This is a genomic window from Rubritalea squalenifaciens DSM 18772 (assembly GCF_900141815.1).
GTDB classification, from domain to species: domain Bacteria; phylum Verrucomicrobiota; class Verrucomicrobiia; order Verrucomicrobiales; family Akkermansiaceae; genus Rubritalea; species Rubritalea squalenifaciens.
In genome coordinates this window covers 706,249-723,705 of record NZ_FQYR01000004.1, presented here as the reverse complement: position 1 = coordinate 723,705, position 17,457 = coordinate 706,249, and the positions used below count along the sequence as shown (strand labels likewise).

Below are 17,457 nucleotides of genomic sequence, written 5' to 3'. Positions count from 1 at the left end.
CGCAGGAGGCTCGTCGCCGGGTACTACCGGGTATTCATCACGCTCGCGTTTGCGGTTCTGGACCCAGGTGGCGAAGGTCTGGTATTTGACGCCGTGAAGGGCGGCAAACTTCGTTCCTGACAGAGGGCTCTTTTCGAAGGTATCCAGCAGGGCCTCCCGATGTTTCTTGTCCAGACGAACCCGGCCGATGCAGTCGGTCTTAATGAGGGGATTTCCCGGCGAATTCGTAGACGTCATAGTTGTCATGCTATGACGTCTATGAAATCGACGTTACAACGGCGAAGCGCAAACCGAGGGTCGATGATTTAGCGCTTACTCTGAGGGAGAGGATTGGGCTGAATAGGTCGGTCTCTATAAAACACTTAACTACCAAGCTTTTTACTACATACCCACTCTAAGTATGGTAGCCCATTAGATTCTAATTGTGTCAGAAAATCAGAAACATGCGGCATAAGCCTTTCTTGCACTTGGGCATCAGTCACATCGCCGCTCAAACCCATGATATATTCTATTTGAGACTGCTCTTCGAGCGTAAACAAATACCAGCAGCCATCATTACCTTCAGTCAATAACTTCAAACCAAAGGCGTGGTGACCAAGCTCGTAGGCACTACCGTCAAAATCTAGGCTCCTAGAATCCATGAAATCAGGTGCCTCTATCTTTTGTATGGAGTTCCATCCAATCTCACAGCTAAAGGACTCAGCAAGCGAATCTACACGAACCTTAACAAACATCCATAAATCAGGATCACTACAATGCTTCCAAAACGTTAATGCATTCTTGGCTCTATCTTTTGAACGGAGCTTAGCACCCTTCCATACATCAAGGATGGAATTTTCTACCCACTTAAAGAGGGCGGCTTTGTATTCGTCTCTCATGATCTTGTTAAAGAATTTGGTAGGTATGAGTCTCTCCATTCCCCACCCCCGCTCCTCCACCACATCGGACGGTCAGACTCCCCACGGTTAGACCATGTTATCAATGAATATCAATCATCACAGGTTTGATACGAGGTACCATGGTTACAAATGACTGGCTAGCTCATAACATTTATCAAGGACTTCACTGACCTCCCTAACAGAATCATCTACATCCAACCTTTCAGCTTTCCAAGCATCATAACCGTAGATACGACACATAGGCAGCAATGAAAACTTACTAGGCTTCCCGTTACCACTTGTAACAAAATTCATGCATGTGATATTCTCTCTCCTGCTATTTGCAGTTATTAAAGTTCTAAACTTTAGCTCACCACATGAAGAATCAGCACATATACTGTCTGATGAAAAATCAGAAAATTTAACGCCTGAATACTCCGACTTAAGTTTTCTCAGAAACTTTTTATTACCCTCAAAACTATATCTGGGTTCAATGCCTGCTTGAGTCATAGTTTCAATCCTTTTCTGCTCGTAGTATTCACCCCTCCCATCTGAGTACCAATCGCTAATCAAATCTAGTTTTGCAGTGTCGTCCAATTTATTTATCCACTCTATTACTTTTCTAAGACCTCTGAGGCGAATTTTCTTAAGAGTCTGAAATGAGTTCCCCATTTCTTCCTCTAAGAACACTCTTCCTACTGTCGCTAACTTCTTTTCTAAATCATTCATATCGCAATTCTTGTAGCTGCTGATCGTGTAGTAACCATTTTTGTTACTTCATGTAGACTATATACAGTAACGCCAGCTAACCCCCAAGCAGTAAGCTCCTGAGTATCTAGTAGATAATAGAGTATTACACCCGGTGCAGCTACCCATGTAAAAGCTCGAATATGAGGCTCCACATAAACTATACTCGGAGGTATGTATGATATTCCTGGTGTGTAAATCACGGCTCTCCTGTCTTGTAAACTCAACAATGTGATATACTGCATCACTTGTGCTAAAGCACCTTGTGAAGATAACATTGGTTTAATTTCCCATACTTCTGCCGAATCCCAATCCACAAGATCGGGTCTTAGACGAGCACCAACAGGCTCACCGTTTGAAGGGCTACCATTTGTTGCTAGAATAGTTTTGATGGTCTGATCATCATATCTCAATCGAGTTGGAGCATCAGCTACGAAATGGTAACCGATAGTGTCGTGCACAATTTTTCCGTATTTAAAGTTTGATAAGATAAACTCCCCACTCGGATCAGTGTAACTCACAGGGTTGGCATGTGTGTACAGATACTTATGCAACGTAAGTGGCTCTCCCCTTCTCCCCTCATAACTATCCATACTATGGAACCTGCCTGTCTGGGTATTGGTGTACCTTGCTCTGAGGTAGTACATGCCTAAGTCGGCATCGTACTGTTCTCCTGTGTAGAGGTAGCGGTTCTTGCTGAGGTAGGCATAGTCCGCCACGTCGCGGTCTTCCATCATGCCTGTGCCAGCATCCCACTGACGGAAGGCGAGCATGATTCCAAAGGCATCATAGTCGTACTCCTCTAGCAGGTCACCGTATTCATCGGTGATCGCCCTAACGGAGCCATGACCATCGTAGGAATAGAAGTCACGGGTGACATTCGCGCCCGCACTCGCCTTGCGATCCACCGCCACGAGATCGTGACCGTAGTGGTATCTGGCGGTGAGTAGCCCGTTCACATCCACTTCCTCGACCACCTGCGCGTAGCCCGTATGGGTATTACGATCGATCAGGTAGATGTCATCCTTCACCTTGATGCCAAGGTCGTCGGTGATCTCCTTGCGGATGCGGTCACCGTCGGCATTGTAGTGGCAGTCCACGTAGGATCCATCGCCACGGTTGCGGCGCAGCAACTTGCCACGGAAGTCGTAGATGTCTCCATTAGTTCCCGCACGGGTCGCCCCGTCCTCGTCCTTCGTCACAGGGTAGTCCGCCTGTGGGGAGGATGTGGTGGAGCCGTTCGCATCGTAGCTGTGATGACTCAGGAGGTCGTTGTTCGTGTAGGAGAAATTCTGGTCAGGCAGCAGCTCCAGCAGGCTGGTGGTGGATGCCGTACGGGAGGTGCGGTTACCCACAGCATCCAGCACATAGTCGATGCTGCCATTGCGTCCGTCCAGCGAGCCTGCAATGCTCTCCTGCTTCAGGCGGTAGAGTTTGTCGAAGACGTGGTCGATCACGCGGCCACTGGCCTCCTCGATTTTGGTGCGGTGACCGGCCTTGTTCAGCGTGTAGGCGTAGCCCTGCTGCACGGCTGCCACTCCATTCTTCGCCACATCCAGCCCGGTCAGGCGGTTCAGGCTATTGTAGAAGTACTCGTGGCCGATGCCATTCTGGTAGCTGACATTCGCCAGGCTGCCAACGGCATTGTAGCTGTAGCCAGCAATCTCGGTGCGGCCCGCATCACGGCCCTGATAGAGTTTCTCCAGGCGGTTGAGCGCATCATAGCTGTAGCTCTGGTCGTAGCCCCCTGCCCTGTTGCTGTGGGCGCTGAGGAGATTCGAGTTCGCATCATAGCTGTAGTCCAGCGTGCCATTGCTTGAGCTGTGCTGGGACAGACGCCCGCGCAGGTCATAGCTCCAGCCGTCCTGATAGAGGACATTGTTGGAAGAGCCTTTCACCGTGGCGCTGATACGGCGGCCAATGGAATCATAGCCGTACTCGAACTTCGCCGGTGCATGGGCCAGCGCGAGGGACGGATGGCTGGTATCCGCCGTGACTACCTCCAGCAGGTCCCTGCTGTTGTAGGTGTAGGTAGTGGTGTGGCCGTTGAAGTCCGTACGGCTAGTCATATTGCCCAGCACGTTGTAGGCCACGCTCTCGCTCTGCCCCTCCGGCAGGGTGCGGCCGATGCGACGGCCAAGCTTGTCGTAGAGGTAGCTTGTCTCGCGGCCCAATGCATCGCGTTGCACGAGGAGATCGCCACGCTCATTGTAGTCGTACTCGGTGCGGAAGCCTTCGGCATCCACCACGGCAACCATTCTGCCAAGGTCATCGTACTCGAAGCTGGTGACATTGCCCTCCTGGTCCGTCACGCTCTGGCGGCGGCCGAGGGAATCATAGCTCACGGAAGTGGTGCTGGCATCCGGGAAGACCGTCTGCACGAGCCTATTCGCATCATCATAGACGAAGCTGGTGGTGCGGTTCAGCGCGTCTGTCACGGAGACCTGACTGCCCACGGCATTGTAGGTGGTGAGCGTCTCCTTGCCCAGTGCATCCCGCACGAGGGTGCGGCGGCCAGCGGCATCGTACTCAAACTCGGTGCGGTTCCCCAGGGCATCGATACTGGCCACGACTCTGCCATCGGCATCGTACTCCGTGACCGTACGCGGATTGTCTGCTAGAGCGGATGAGGCCAGGATGTCTGCCACAGAATCCAGCACGCTCGCCGGCATGGAATCGTCCGGCAGGATGGTGGCGGTCATTCTGCCGAGGGCATCATAGACAAAGTAGGTGGTGACTCCCATGCGGTTCGTGGAGGCCACACTGCGGTTCTCCAGATCATAGGTGGTGGTGGAGAAGGTATTGTCGTGATAGGTGGTCTTCACGAGATTTCCGCGGTCATCGTACTCATAGAGAGTCTCGCGCTGGAGCTGATCGATAGTCTTCTGCTGCTTGCCGAAGCTATTGTAAATGACCTCGGTGGTGGAGCCGTCCGGCAGGGTGGTCACGCGGACGCGGTTCTCCGCATCGTAGGTGAAGCTGGTCACCAGGGTATCCACGGTGCCGTCCTGCTTGGTACGGGTGGTGGTAGTGGTGAGTCGGTTGCCATTGTCATCGTAGGTATAGCTCTCGCTACGCAGCACGTTTCCGGCTGCATCCTTCACGGTCATCCCCTGCTCGCGGCCGAGGCTGTCATGCGAGAAGGAGGTCACCACGCCATTGGCATCCGTCAGGCTGGCCAGATTGGAGCCGCTATAGCCGAAGCTGGTGGTAGTACCCACGGCATCAGTCAGCGCGGTCAGATTCCCGGTAGCGGCATTGTAGCCGAAGGTCGTGGCCTGCCCCAGAGCATCCACGATAGTCGTCGGCTGGCTGCTGTCATTGAAGCTGTAGCTGGTCACATGCCCTAGACCATCGGTCTCGGAGGTGACATTGCGCTTGCTGTCAAATGTGCGGCTGGTGGTGACACCCTCCGGAGTGGTGACAGAAATCTCATTGTCCTGAGCGTCATAAGCACGGGTGGTCACGCCGCCGAGGGCATCGGTCGTGCGAATCACGTTTCCGAAGTCATCGTACTCATGGATGGTGACATTGCCGAGGCGGTCACGGATGATTTCGCGGTTGTTCGCCAGATCGTGCTCGAACTCGATGGCATTTCCATCGGCATCCACCTGCTTGATCATGCGTCCATCGTCATCGTACTCGGTACGGATGGCCTGCACGCCACGCGGGTCGAGGATGCTGGTGAGGTAGTTCGGGAAGGCCACATTCTCGTAGAGCATGGTGGTGACCTCGTTCTCACGGTTCATCACGGAAGCCAGACGGCCCTGCTCATCGTATCCGTAGAGGATCTGGTTACCCGCCGGGTCGGTCACCGCAGTGATGCGGTTGCCATTGGCTGCATCACGAGTGAAGAGCACGTTCTCACCGGCACTGTGGTAGATACCATCCTCCTGGATAGTCACCTTGTTACCCTGTCTGTCGGTAAGCTCCTTCAGGCCGAGAGTGGTGCTGATGAGGTAGCTGGTGCCATCCTCCTCAGTGTAGCGGAACTCGGTCGGTTCGCCGCCTTCGATATTGATGTCTTTTGGACCTTCATTACCAAAGCAGTAGAATTCACCGCCATTGGTGATTTCCAGTTTACCCAGTGCTCCATTGACCGGTTTGAAGATCACTTTACCACCTGTAACGGCCTGCAAGAAGACCCCGTTCTCAGGCAGATCACCGAACAAGTTGTAGGAACTGACACCCGCGGCATCGATGGATGCCTCGAACACCTCGGTGCGGCCATCCGGGAACTTGACGATCACGCGCTTACGGTTGGTGGAATCCATGATGGTGTAGAACGCCTGAAGTATACCTCCAAGCTCAACTACCTGCATTTCCCAGTCTTCCTGAAGGTTGCGGGTCTTGAGGACTTCGACTCCCTTCAGGCCAAGCTGCCAGCCCGGACCAAAGTCACCTTGTGAATTATCACGGCTATCGTAGGTGCGAGTGACACTGAGCGGCACACCCGGCATGGCCACGGAGAGATCTTCAAAGGCCAAGGCAAAGTGACCAATCTTGAGATTCCCCTCGAGGATGATTCCAACTGACGGATGAATTAGTTCAGCCCCAGTTTTAGATAACGCTCTGGCTCTAATTTCATACAAGCCATTTTCAAGCAGGCTAGAATCAAAATAGCCTAATACCCCATTTACCACAGGCTCATAACCTCTATGGAATGCTTTCCATGCAGCGAAAGTGTCTCCTTTCACTCGATATTCCAGGATATATTGATCCAAGAAATTGCTGTATGCTGTGCCAGTTACAGCGATCTTAGATGAAACGGTATCTCCATCGATCGGGCTAGCGAGAGACAGATCAAGTTGCTCCTCATCATAATCAACGACTTCGAAGCTCACAACCTCACTCACGTAACTTTGTCCATTAGTAACATACACCTTGGCGTATGCCGAGTGACTCCCCTGACTAGGCACTCCTGCATTATAGACAAAGCGGACAGTGTCTTGATAGCGAGTGCCTTCACCGATCAACACATTATCCAGATAGAACTCAAGCTTAGTCACAACCTGCCCCCCAGAAAATACATCTGCGACATACTGGACTATTCCTTGATCATCGATGGCTGAAGAATTGAAAGGATAAATCATTTCAAGTTTAGGAATGTCTACCACGCTAACAACCGCCTGCCTTCTGGTCTGCAGTTCACCGTCCGATACAGCCAGCTCAATAACATACGAGCCCACGGTGTAGAACGAAAACTCCGGAGACGCGACATCCAAATCATTGACATGATAAAGTGCTCCTTCAGGAGCATACACGACTCTCCACTGATAAATCAGATTCTCTACCTCCGTCGTATCATCAGACACGACTGGTACAGGTTGATACAAACTTCCTAGTTGGATGTTTTGAATACCCAACTCCTCGATGACTGGAGCTTGATTTCCAGCCTCCACAACATGCACTACAACGAGAGCAGTGGAACTATCCTGAGAATCACTCACAGTCACAGAGAACAAATAGTCACCCACGATTGACATCTGAGCAGTCGCAGAGGCCTCATTCGCGCCTACAATTTCAGACTCAGCCGGTCCAGACACCTGTACCCACTGGTAGCTGAGGGAGCCTGAAGGCAACCCATCATCCTGTACACTAACAGTCATTAATTGCTGACCTGATGGCTGAACAATTGTATACTCCGTTTGTAAACTCAGAGATGGAGGGGTGTTTGTTCTTACAATCACTGTGGTTTGCGCTGTCGTCGTGTACTCTCCATCACTTACTGAAACTTGTAACTGGTAGGCTCCAGGTTCAGAGAATTCTATTGTTGGATTTGTCACAGTCGCATCAGAGATGGTTGCTGCTCCTCCATCAGGATTGGACAACACTGTCCACTGAATATCCACGGTTTCACTTGTCTTTGCATCGTCAGTAATCGAGGCAGACATTGTCAATGGACTGGGGAGAACCACCTGATATTCGGATAACAAACTAACCTGAGGAGGCTTATTCCCGTCAGGATCTGGATAGCCGATTGAGATATCCAGATTTGAAGCAAATTGACCATCACTTACCTCGACCCTGAATCCATATACTCCATAATCACTGAAAGTAACCTGAGTAGCCGCAAGCTGGGGATTCGCGATCACCGCCTGTGGCCCTGATATCTGAGTCCATGTGTAGGAAAGCGGTTGAACTTTACCGTCATCTGTCGCCAACACCGACAAAGAGCCAGTATTACTGTTCACTAACAAATCGCCATTATAAACAAGAACTGGAGGATCATTGTTTTCTACGACAGTCACAGAGACTGAATCACTGGACTCCATAACTCCATCTGACGCGATCAGACTAAACTGATAGTTCCCTGGCTCAGCGAAAAGGACCAAAGCATCAGTATCATTGATCTTCTCTAGATTCGCCACAGGCCCTGCAGTTTGGCGCCACTGCACCTCCAGATTAAGGCCCGGAAGACCATCATCTGTGACCAAGCCGTGCAAAGTAAGAGTCTTACCATTCTCCAAACGAACCAGCTCATCTTCACCAGCATCTACCACAGGTGGTTGGTTGACAATAAGTGGCACATCAACAACCACCTGATCAGTGTCATAATGCTCACCATCCGAAACATGGAGCTCAAATACGTACCTGCCTCCGGACAATGGGATATATTTTAGAGCCTGAGCCGATAAACTTGAGAGTAGTTCAATCTCAGGGCCAGAAACTTGCCTCCATTGATAGGTTAGTGTCCCGTTTGGCAAACCATCGTCCTGAGCACTCCCCTCTAATGAGATGCTCTCTCCAAAATATACGGTAGTATCCTGCCCAGCATTCGCAATAGGCGGACTATTTATCTCCGGGAGGACGATGACTCTAACATGCTTTGTAGTAGCCAACTCGCCATCACTTACCGCTAGATTAAAAAGATACTCTCCAGCAATTGAGAATTGAAGATCAGTTTGAGCTGCATTTGAACCGCTATAACTATAGCCTACCGGCCCTTGCTGAAGGGTCCACGAATAGGATAGCTGGGTTGATTCCTGTTCTCTATCAACAGCCAAACCCTTGAGAGTGATAGCCGCGTTCGGAAGCTGAACTGCCCGTTGACCTCCAACTTCTACGAGCGGAGGCGTATTGGCACTATGATTTACACAACGTCCTGATATCGGCTGCGTAGCTAATAGCTGAATTTGCTCACCCGTGAGCACAGATTCAGTTAGGGCTAGCTCATCAATGACACCATCAAAAGTACTTTCATTAGCTTTTTCAGCTCCAAAGAGAATATCTCCCATCAATGGGTAGAGATAATTCGCTCTCAATGCAGTGGTTCTGTAGAGAACTCCATCAATATAACCCCGAAGCTGAAGGTTTTCGACATCTATAACCAGAGCAACATGCTGCCAATTTTTATCCAAAGTCATATCTCCAAGATAGATACTGTAGGGATATCCTGAATCATCATACCACCGGGCGTACAGTCTACCATAACTCAAGTAAATGGATGACTTGCTTGTATTCCAGGTCAAAAGGTCCCCATATACTCGATCGATCTCCCCAGCTTTAAGCCAGAAGTCAATTGTGTAGCCTTCACCTCCAGCTAAATGTGGAGCTTTGCTCTCTGGTAATACTGCACGTACACCTGTCATAGCAAGGCCGTAAGACAAATCCGATGATTCATACTCCGCCAAGCCTTCGATTAGCTCGAAGCGTCGATTTGCCATATTGTCCCTCAAGTCCAGGTTGAATGCGAACCACATCTCAGGCTCTGGAATACTTTCCAGACAGACATCCGCCACATGTACCATTACTAGGTCCCTACGTGTGTGGTATTCATCTTTCACCTCAAGCTCTAATAAGTAGACACCGTCCACTGTGAATGAGGCACTCGTTTGGAGAGCGGTGCTATCAACAAAAGTCACCTGAGAGCCTTCTGGAGCCGAGCTTACTTTCCACTCAACAGCGAAGACCCCATCATCTACCACTTTGCCATTCAACTGGGCCGCATCCACTGATGATGTGATTTTTATATCACTCCCCGCATCAACCAATGGTGCAAGATTCTCACCTGGTACACATTTACCGTACATACCAGCTGAATAGATAGCATAAATTTCTGAGTAGCTGAGTACCCTCTTATAAAGAGTCAATTCATCTATAAAAATTGGATCGACGGTCTTGGGAATCGTCAAGGCTTGTTGAGCTGAAAGTTCCATGGTCACATTCGAAACTTCCCTCACCAAACTACCGTTCGTAAAAGCCCTAAGAACTTTAGTTTGTGGATCATAAGTAAATGCGTAATGAGCAAATTCTGTGCTACTAATCGCTGATCCTAACGATACCGCACGAGTATTCAAATTTGCATCTTGGTAATAGAAATAGAAATAAGATCCACTCTGTTTCAAGTAGAAACCTCCTCCCCAATCTATGACTTTAATATAGCGAGACGGTGTCAGCGACATCCATGCCTCAAAGGTGAAACCTTCCACCCCATCATGCAACAAGGCATTAGGTACACCAGTATAGCTCAGACCATTGGTTGCAAGTTTGGATGTATCCAATGCCTTACCAACAATACCATCTACATAATCACTATAACCATAACTCTCACCTGCTTGTCCACTCAGGCGATCCACCGTGCTTCCCTCAGAGTGTAGCCAAAACAGAGCCCCATCTGGGAGCATAGCCCTGCACTCTGTATCCACTCTCAGAGACACAAGGTCTTCTGAAGTCGCATATCCATCATTAGCTACAAGGGCAATGACATACATACCAGGGGCACTCGCCGAGATCTGAGTATTGACTGAGTCAGGAGCTGAAAAACTAACGACACCTGCCCCAAATCGCTGCTCCCAATGAACAGCCACATTCTGCCCCTCTGGATCACTTACTGATGCATTTACAGATGCGATGTCAGACACACTTGCTAGCATGATATCAGGACCTGCATCAACAACTGGAGCATGATTCCGAGGACCAGGGCATTTACCAGATTCTCCCGCTTGGTAAATACTCAATACCTTAGCGGCACTCAGAGCTTTATTATAGAAAGTGAGTTCATCTATTTTCCCTCTATAAGTACTGGTAGCTGTTGGTCTACTTCCAATTACCAAATCGGTGTTTGAGCCCAGATACACTGTATCAATTACACTGAAGACCTGTTCCCCATTCAGGTAGCCCACAAGTAACCCTGATGCCTTATCATAGGTAACCGCAACGTGTGACCATGTGGAACCATCAATGGTCACCTGACCGATAGTTCTACCTATAGTGCTACCGCCTTGGCCACGTAAGTAGTAGAACTGAATACTACTGCCGCTCTGACGTAAATACGAACCACTGTCCCCCCATCGGTAGATAGATAAATAATTACTAGCTGAGGGGTTGATCCAGCATTCTTGAGTAAATCCATCTACGAAGCTATCCAAATCATGGTTTTCAGAGGCTTCAACCACAACACTCTCACTTGCTTCATTGATCGATAGTGCATAGCCGACATTCCCCTCCTCATAGTGAGCATAGCGATCCCAGCTGGTTGGAGATATGGCAACCTGATTCTCAGAAGTCCCGTCAAAACCCCACCAAGAAACCACTCCATCGCCCGCTCCCACACCACACGGAGACCCTACCCTTACAACTACATAGTCACTCATTTGCTGAACTCCGTCGGACACGGTCAGCCTGAGCAGGTAATACCCGTCAGTTGTCACTACGAAGGAACTCTTTAAATTACTAAGATCATCTATAGTTATGGTTCCACCTATTGGCGTTTTAACTGCTTCCCAAGCAATAGAACGAATTCCGGTGTCATCAGTTGCAAAAGCATTAAGATGACCATTCTGAACACCAGCTGGCAGGAAAACGCTCTCCCCAGCATCCACGAATGGTGCCTGATTCTTACTTTCTGGACATTTTCCGTGATCACCAGCTTCAACAATATTAATCACCTCGTTCTGATTTAATGGCCTCTCATAGATGGTAAACTCATCTATTCCTCCATTCAGAAGCGTACTATCGCCAGTTACCCCCCCAAGAGTAAGTTCACCCAATTCTGACAACACGAGTTGCGGAATCACTCGACTAAAGGTCAACTCTCCATTGACAAATACTTTCGCCAAAGCTGTCTCAGCATCATACGTGATTGCGACATGAAAATAATCATCAACTGATCCCCTAACATCATTGATTTTGGCTATAGTTGCAGCTGAAGATTGCAGACTACCGTTGAGAAAGTACCTCCAGCGGAAATACAGGTTACTTGAGGTGATGTCTACTCCTGCATAATCTCCAAAACTAAACAGATAAGTATAATTGTTTTCAACCTGAAACCATCCTTCGACAGTAAAGCCTTGATCAAACTCATCAATCTGAGTCGCTGGATTGGTGCCCAAATACAAGAGATTACTGTTATTAAAACTAAATGCCGTTCCAACTTTACCTGGACGATATCTAGCTGTAAAAGCACTGGGGCGAGCTTGGATCCCTCCGATACGATCGGTCGCCACGTCACTACCGCTCCACCATGCCGTAGCGTTTGGAGCGATGATCATTTTACAACCAGAGCCCACACTAATACGGGTGCGAGCAGAGCCAACTTTGTTCCCATCGTCGACTCGCAACTCGAGAACATAGACTCCAGGATCCGAAAAGGTCACTTCTGGAGTCAGTGAAGTCCTCTCACTGAATATTACTTCACCTGGGCCACTTATCTTTACCCACTCCCTAGCGTAGACCGCTCCAGTAGGAACTCCATCATCTAGATAACTTCCACTAAGAAATACAGATTCCTCAGCAGAGGTGATTGCTTGTTCAGTTCCAGCATAAACCACTGGAGCCAGGTTAACGAATCTGCAGAAACTTCGACTAATACTCTGAAAAACAGCATCAATATCGTTACTATCTTTAATAAAGTAGTAATCGCTGGGGCTGGTCGCCAGACGCTTGAGATATGTATCGTTTACAGATCCTCCCAGACCAATAGTTACCACTCGTACGCCTGCGTCCTTAGCTAAATCCGCTCCAGTAGTTGATTGCGTCGCATTACCATCAGCAAGAACAATGACAAGCTTACGTGCATTACTACGTCCATTATTAACGATTTCCTCATATCCAAGGCTTATGCCTGTATCTGTATTCGAAGATGACCCTGTAATATTTGGCACAGAAAGAATCAACGTGTCTGGATCATTTGTAAATGGAACTGAAACGCTCGACAATGAACCCAGAGCAACACTGTCCAATGAATAATTAAGGGATTCTAACAAACGAATTGCTCCCTGTCTTGCACGACTCACATTGGATGATGGATCATTGACGGATCCCATAGACCCAGAATGATCGATCATGATCGCGATATCATAAGGGACATCATCATCAGTACACTCTAAGTGTACTATAATGTCATCTGAAACAGTATATTCCCCATCAAAGACTGATATTCTAAACACATATCGACCTGGCTCTCTAAAAGAGATCTCAGTGGCACTGGAAAATGGATCTGCGAAACTGATATCGGCTGGCCCCTCAACCTTTGTCCAAAGAATCTCTGCAGATTCTCTACCTACAAAGGTATCATCGGTAATTACAGCTCCTACTTCTATTCCACTAGAGCTAAATGGGACCGTAAAGTCGTCATTCGCCTGAACGACTGGAGGCAGGTTTGTTCCAGGAGGAGACACACTTACAATCACCGTATCCTCCACAGCAAACTCACCATCATCAGCAATCAGGCGGAAGACATACTGGCCAGGTAGCGGTAAAGCTAACTGAGTCAACAAGGCATTCTTATTGATAATTTCCGAATGAGCGCCACTCACCTGCTCCCATCTATGGGTAGGCTTATCCGTTAATAGACCATCATCCTCAACCTCACCTGATAAATACACAACAGGAGATTTAAGAGGAACGAATGAAACTGAGTCGAAATAAGCATCATTACTTGTACCTGTGAGATTGAAGTCAGCAATTAGACGAATTCGAGCTACACGTGATCCGATCGGAGCAGCACGAAGGTCACTTACTAACAACCACCTATCCGATACCGGTGTTGGATTGAAATGCTGCTTCTCAAGTACCGCTCCGCTTGCATCCTTATATTCGAGAATGATATTCGATTTATCTAAGCGGTCCGGCTCAGGTAAAGAGCGAATAAATGCTTTAAGCTGAAAATATTGAACCCCTTTATCGATACTATTCTCGAATGAAGACAAATCAATATCCTGCATTAGTTCATTCGTATCAGGATTACTTGCTGCAAAGATTTTAACTCCATCCAAGCCAGCAGGAGCTCCCGAAGGTTGACCATTCCCCCAATTGCCTGAGACAACATTCCAGCCAGCAGGTACCCCATCAACCATCTCCTCCTCATTACTACCGTTTATAACAAGTTCATTCAAAAATACGGCATCAAGCGCGTAAGTCTGGTCAGATCCAGCACTAACCACTGGCGGCTTGTTTTGCGCCTTGATTGTAAACCTTACATCTTCACTACGAACAAGAATACCATCCGAGTTCACAGACTCAGCCCTAACAACATAGATACCTGATGCCAGACCACTCCCATCATAAGAAGCTGTAGCACCTGCATTCTGCAGCAATAGATCATCATTCAAATATAGTCGTGTAACTACAATAGAGTCATCTTTATCACTTGCTGTGGCACTTAACATTAGCTGGTCACCCAGAACATGTTCGCTGTCTTCAACAGGGGAAGAAATCACAATTTTCGGCGCAGCATCAACCACAATAATAATCTGACCCGCTGTCGAATATTCTGTCCCGTCGAAAGCCCTATATGTGGCAGTGTCGATACCTGAAAAATCAGTATTTGTAGTATAGCTCCACTCGCCCTGTGATCCTTGTACGATCAAGCCGTGGCTTGGTTGGGTTACTAATTCGTAGCTCAGGCTATCCCCTTCAAGATCCTCACCAATTAATGGTAAGGTCACAGTAGCATTCTCCAAGCTTCTAACATTTATATTCGAGACAACTGGAGCATCATTGACCGCCTGCACGGTGATGTTCACTTGGGCTGCGGAGCTTCCTCCGTTGCCATCCGTTACGGTGAAGATGAAGGAGTCAGCGCCGTAGAAGTTTTCGTTAGGCGTGTAGAGCCAGTTCTCGCCCTGCTGGGTGAGAGTGCCGTTTGCAGGCTGGTTCACCTGGTAGCTGAGCGCATCGCCGTCCACATCAGTTGCATTGAGCGTAATGAGAACCGCATTGTCCTCTGGGGTTTCCACAGACTGGGCTTGTGCGACTGGGTCATCATTGACTGGTACTACGGTGATCGTTACCTGCGCACTGGATTGCCCCCCATTGCCATCATTGACTGTGATGCTGAAGGAGTCAGCGCCATGGTAATCGGCAGCAGGCACGTAAAGCCATTGACCAGCCTGGACGGTCAAGGTGCCGTGAGCCGGAGAAGATGCGGTGAATGTAAGTGCATCGCCATCAGGGTCCGTCCCCAACTGATCGATCAACAAGGATTCGTCTTCATTCACTTGTACGGATTGCGCGACAGCAAGCGGCGCATCATTGACTGGCAACACCGTCAAGGTAAGGGTGCCTGTATCTGTTCCCCCGTTACCATCTGCCACTGTGAAGGAAATACTGTCTGTGCCATGGTAGTTCGCTTGAGGGGTGTATACCCAATTCCCAGCATTGTTGACCAAGCTTCCGTGCTGAGGCTGAGCTGGAGTGTAGGTTAGGCTGTCACCATCTACATCGGTGGCTTGGAACACGATCTGCAGAGATGTGTCTTCATTGAGGCCGAATGAGTCTGAGCTGGCAACAGGATCGTCATTCACTGGAGTGACGGTCAAACTAATCACACCTGAAGCCGTGGCTCCGGATGGGTCGGCCACTTGGAAGGCTATGCTATCCTCACCATGGAAATTGGCATTGGGGGTATATACCCAGCTGCCATTGTCATCTACCAGTGCCCCATTCAACGGCTGGCTTGGAACATAGCTCAAGCTGTCGCCGTCCACATCGCTGCCAGTGAATGTGACCACGACACTGCCGTCTTCTGCTAACTGGAGGCTCGCATTGGTAGCTACTGGAGCGTCATTTACAGGTGTGACTGTGATGGAAACCTGTACTTCTTCAGATTCCAGTGAGCCATCATTCACTACAAAGGTGAAGGAATCATCGCCGTGATAATCAGGGTTTGGCGTATACACCCAGTCGGCTCCGGCGCCTGAAAGAACACCGCTAAGAGGTTGAGTCTTGATGGTATAGCTGAGGACATCCCCTTCCACATCACTTCCAGTAAGCTGAATAGTGAGGTTCTGGTCCTCGGCTGTCGACAAGCTCTGGGCATTGGCCACGGGCTGGTCATTGACCGCATCTACAGTGAGATTGATCGTGGCAATTTCTGAATCCAATTCACCGTCATTGACCTTGTAGGTGAAGGAGTCCTGGCCGAAAAAGTTCGCATCCGGAGTGTACACCAAGTTAGGAGACGTCCCTGTCACCTGCCCATGCAACGGCTGGTTCAACACGTTGTAACTGAGGGCTTCGCCTTCTTGATCGCTCCCTGCCAGCAAGACATTGACCGACGTATCTTCGTCCAAACTATACACTTTGGACTCGGCTGTCGGCGCATCATTGACAGGCAAAACATTCAGATCGATGACTGCTGTAGCTGAAGTATTCACACCATCACTGACGACAAAGCTGATCTGATCACTACCCGCGTAGCCAGCGGCAGGCGTGTAGGTCAGCAGTGGAGCAGTTCCACTCAAGGTACCGTGCTGAGGCTGAGCGGTAATGGTGTAGGTAAGAGGCTGCCCCTCAGGATCCACACCAGTGAGCTCCAGCTGAATGCTGGTATCTTCGACTACTTCATAGCTGGCTGAATTGGCTGATGGAGCTTGATTGACCACCACGATTTCCCTTGGCGCGTAGCGAAGCAGGGATCGGCCATTGATGCTGAACATCTCCGTGCGAACGGAACCAATCAACTGAGAGCTGGCATTCAAGTGAACATTGCCGAGTGCTGCATCAATGTGCCCGTAGAAGGTGGACTTGGCATTCAAGTGCGCATTCCCCCCAAACAGACTCAACGTCAACCATTCAGGATGACTTTCATCACCTGCGACAGCCCCATTCAAATGTAAATCCTTGCGCAGTGTGATCTGCACGGAGCCAAGCACTTCCAGGCCAGCACCTTTCTGCAAGGTCAAAGAAGTAAACACATACTCGCTCACTTGGCCTGCTACCCCCAGTACCAGAGTCGAGTCTTTCTTGATCGTAATATCCCCGTAGTTTCCAGCAGGAAGGCTCAAACTACCGTAACCACTCTGCAGCACCAAATCCCTCAACTGAGCAGGATCCCCCAGAGAACCCCCAACAGAGAGTACCGCATCCACTGTACCGCTTGAATCCGCTGGTTGCGTGACCACAGGCAATACTCGGACCTCAGTCTTCACCTCGACTGTGTCGACAGTCGATTTATTGTGGATCCCAATCGTGTGGCTACTTGGTTCAGTGCTGCCAGAGCCCTGAATGATCTGGGTGGATCCATTAATCGTAGGATTTCCCGGTACATGCAGTGTCCCCTGGATCGTGTGACCTGCATTCACATTCACATTTTCGGGATCAATCACGGCAACATCGCCCTCGATTCTGCCGGAGTTCAGATTGGGCGAATTTTTCGATAACACCGCGATATCTTCAGCACAAAGCGATCCAATCGCCGCGGTGAGGATAGTTGCAAATACACGAAAACACTTAAATAAGGAATTTGAAGGGGTAGTCTTCATAAGCTCGACGGGAAAAGACTAAACACCCCCTAACAACTCAAGAATCAAGAAACCCTAAAAGCACAAACTACTACCTTCCAACCATCTATGAAGAAAGAAAATCAGATCATTTAGTTAAGATTCAT

The 17,457-nt window shown here is 49.1% G+C and carries 3 protein-coding genes and 1 pseudogene; all 4 read right to left on the bottom strand.

Features of this window, described 5'->3' with window-relative positions:
• Positions 1–237, bottom strand: a pseudogene (locus BUB27_RS13210) (hypothetical protein); the annotation flags it as partial.
• A 125-nt stretch (positions 238–362) separates the two neighbouring features.
• On the bottom strand, positions 363–878 hold the full coding sequence (locus tag BUB27_RS13205) for a hypothetical protein (RefSeq protein WP_143184315.1): 516 nt from the start codon (positions 876–878) through the stop codon (positions 363–365).
• Positions 879–1,022: 144 nt separating this feature from the next.
• Entirely contained in the window at positions 1,023–1,607 is a 585-nt protein-coding gene (locus tag BUB27_RS13200) for a hypothetical protein (protein WP_143184314.1), read from the bottom strand.
• Complete coding sequence (locus tag BUB27_RS13195) at positions 1,604–17,233, bottom strand: tandem-95 repeat protein (RefSeq protein WP_159434959.1); 15,630 nt, start codon at positions 17,231–17,233, stop codon at positions 1,604–1,606. Before BUB27_RS13195 ends, BUB27_RS13200 begins: the two co-directional genes overlap by 4 nt.
• Positions 17,234–17,457 lie beyond the last annotated feature (224 nt).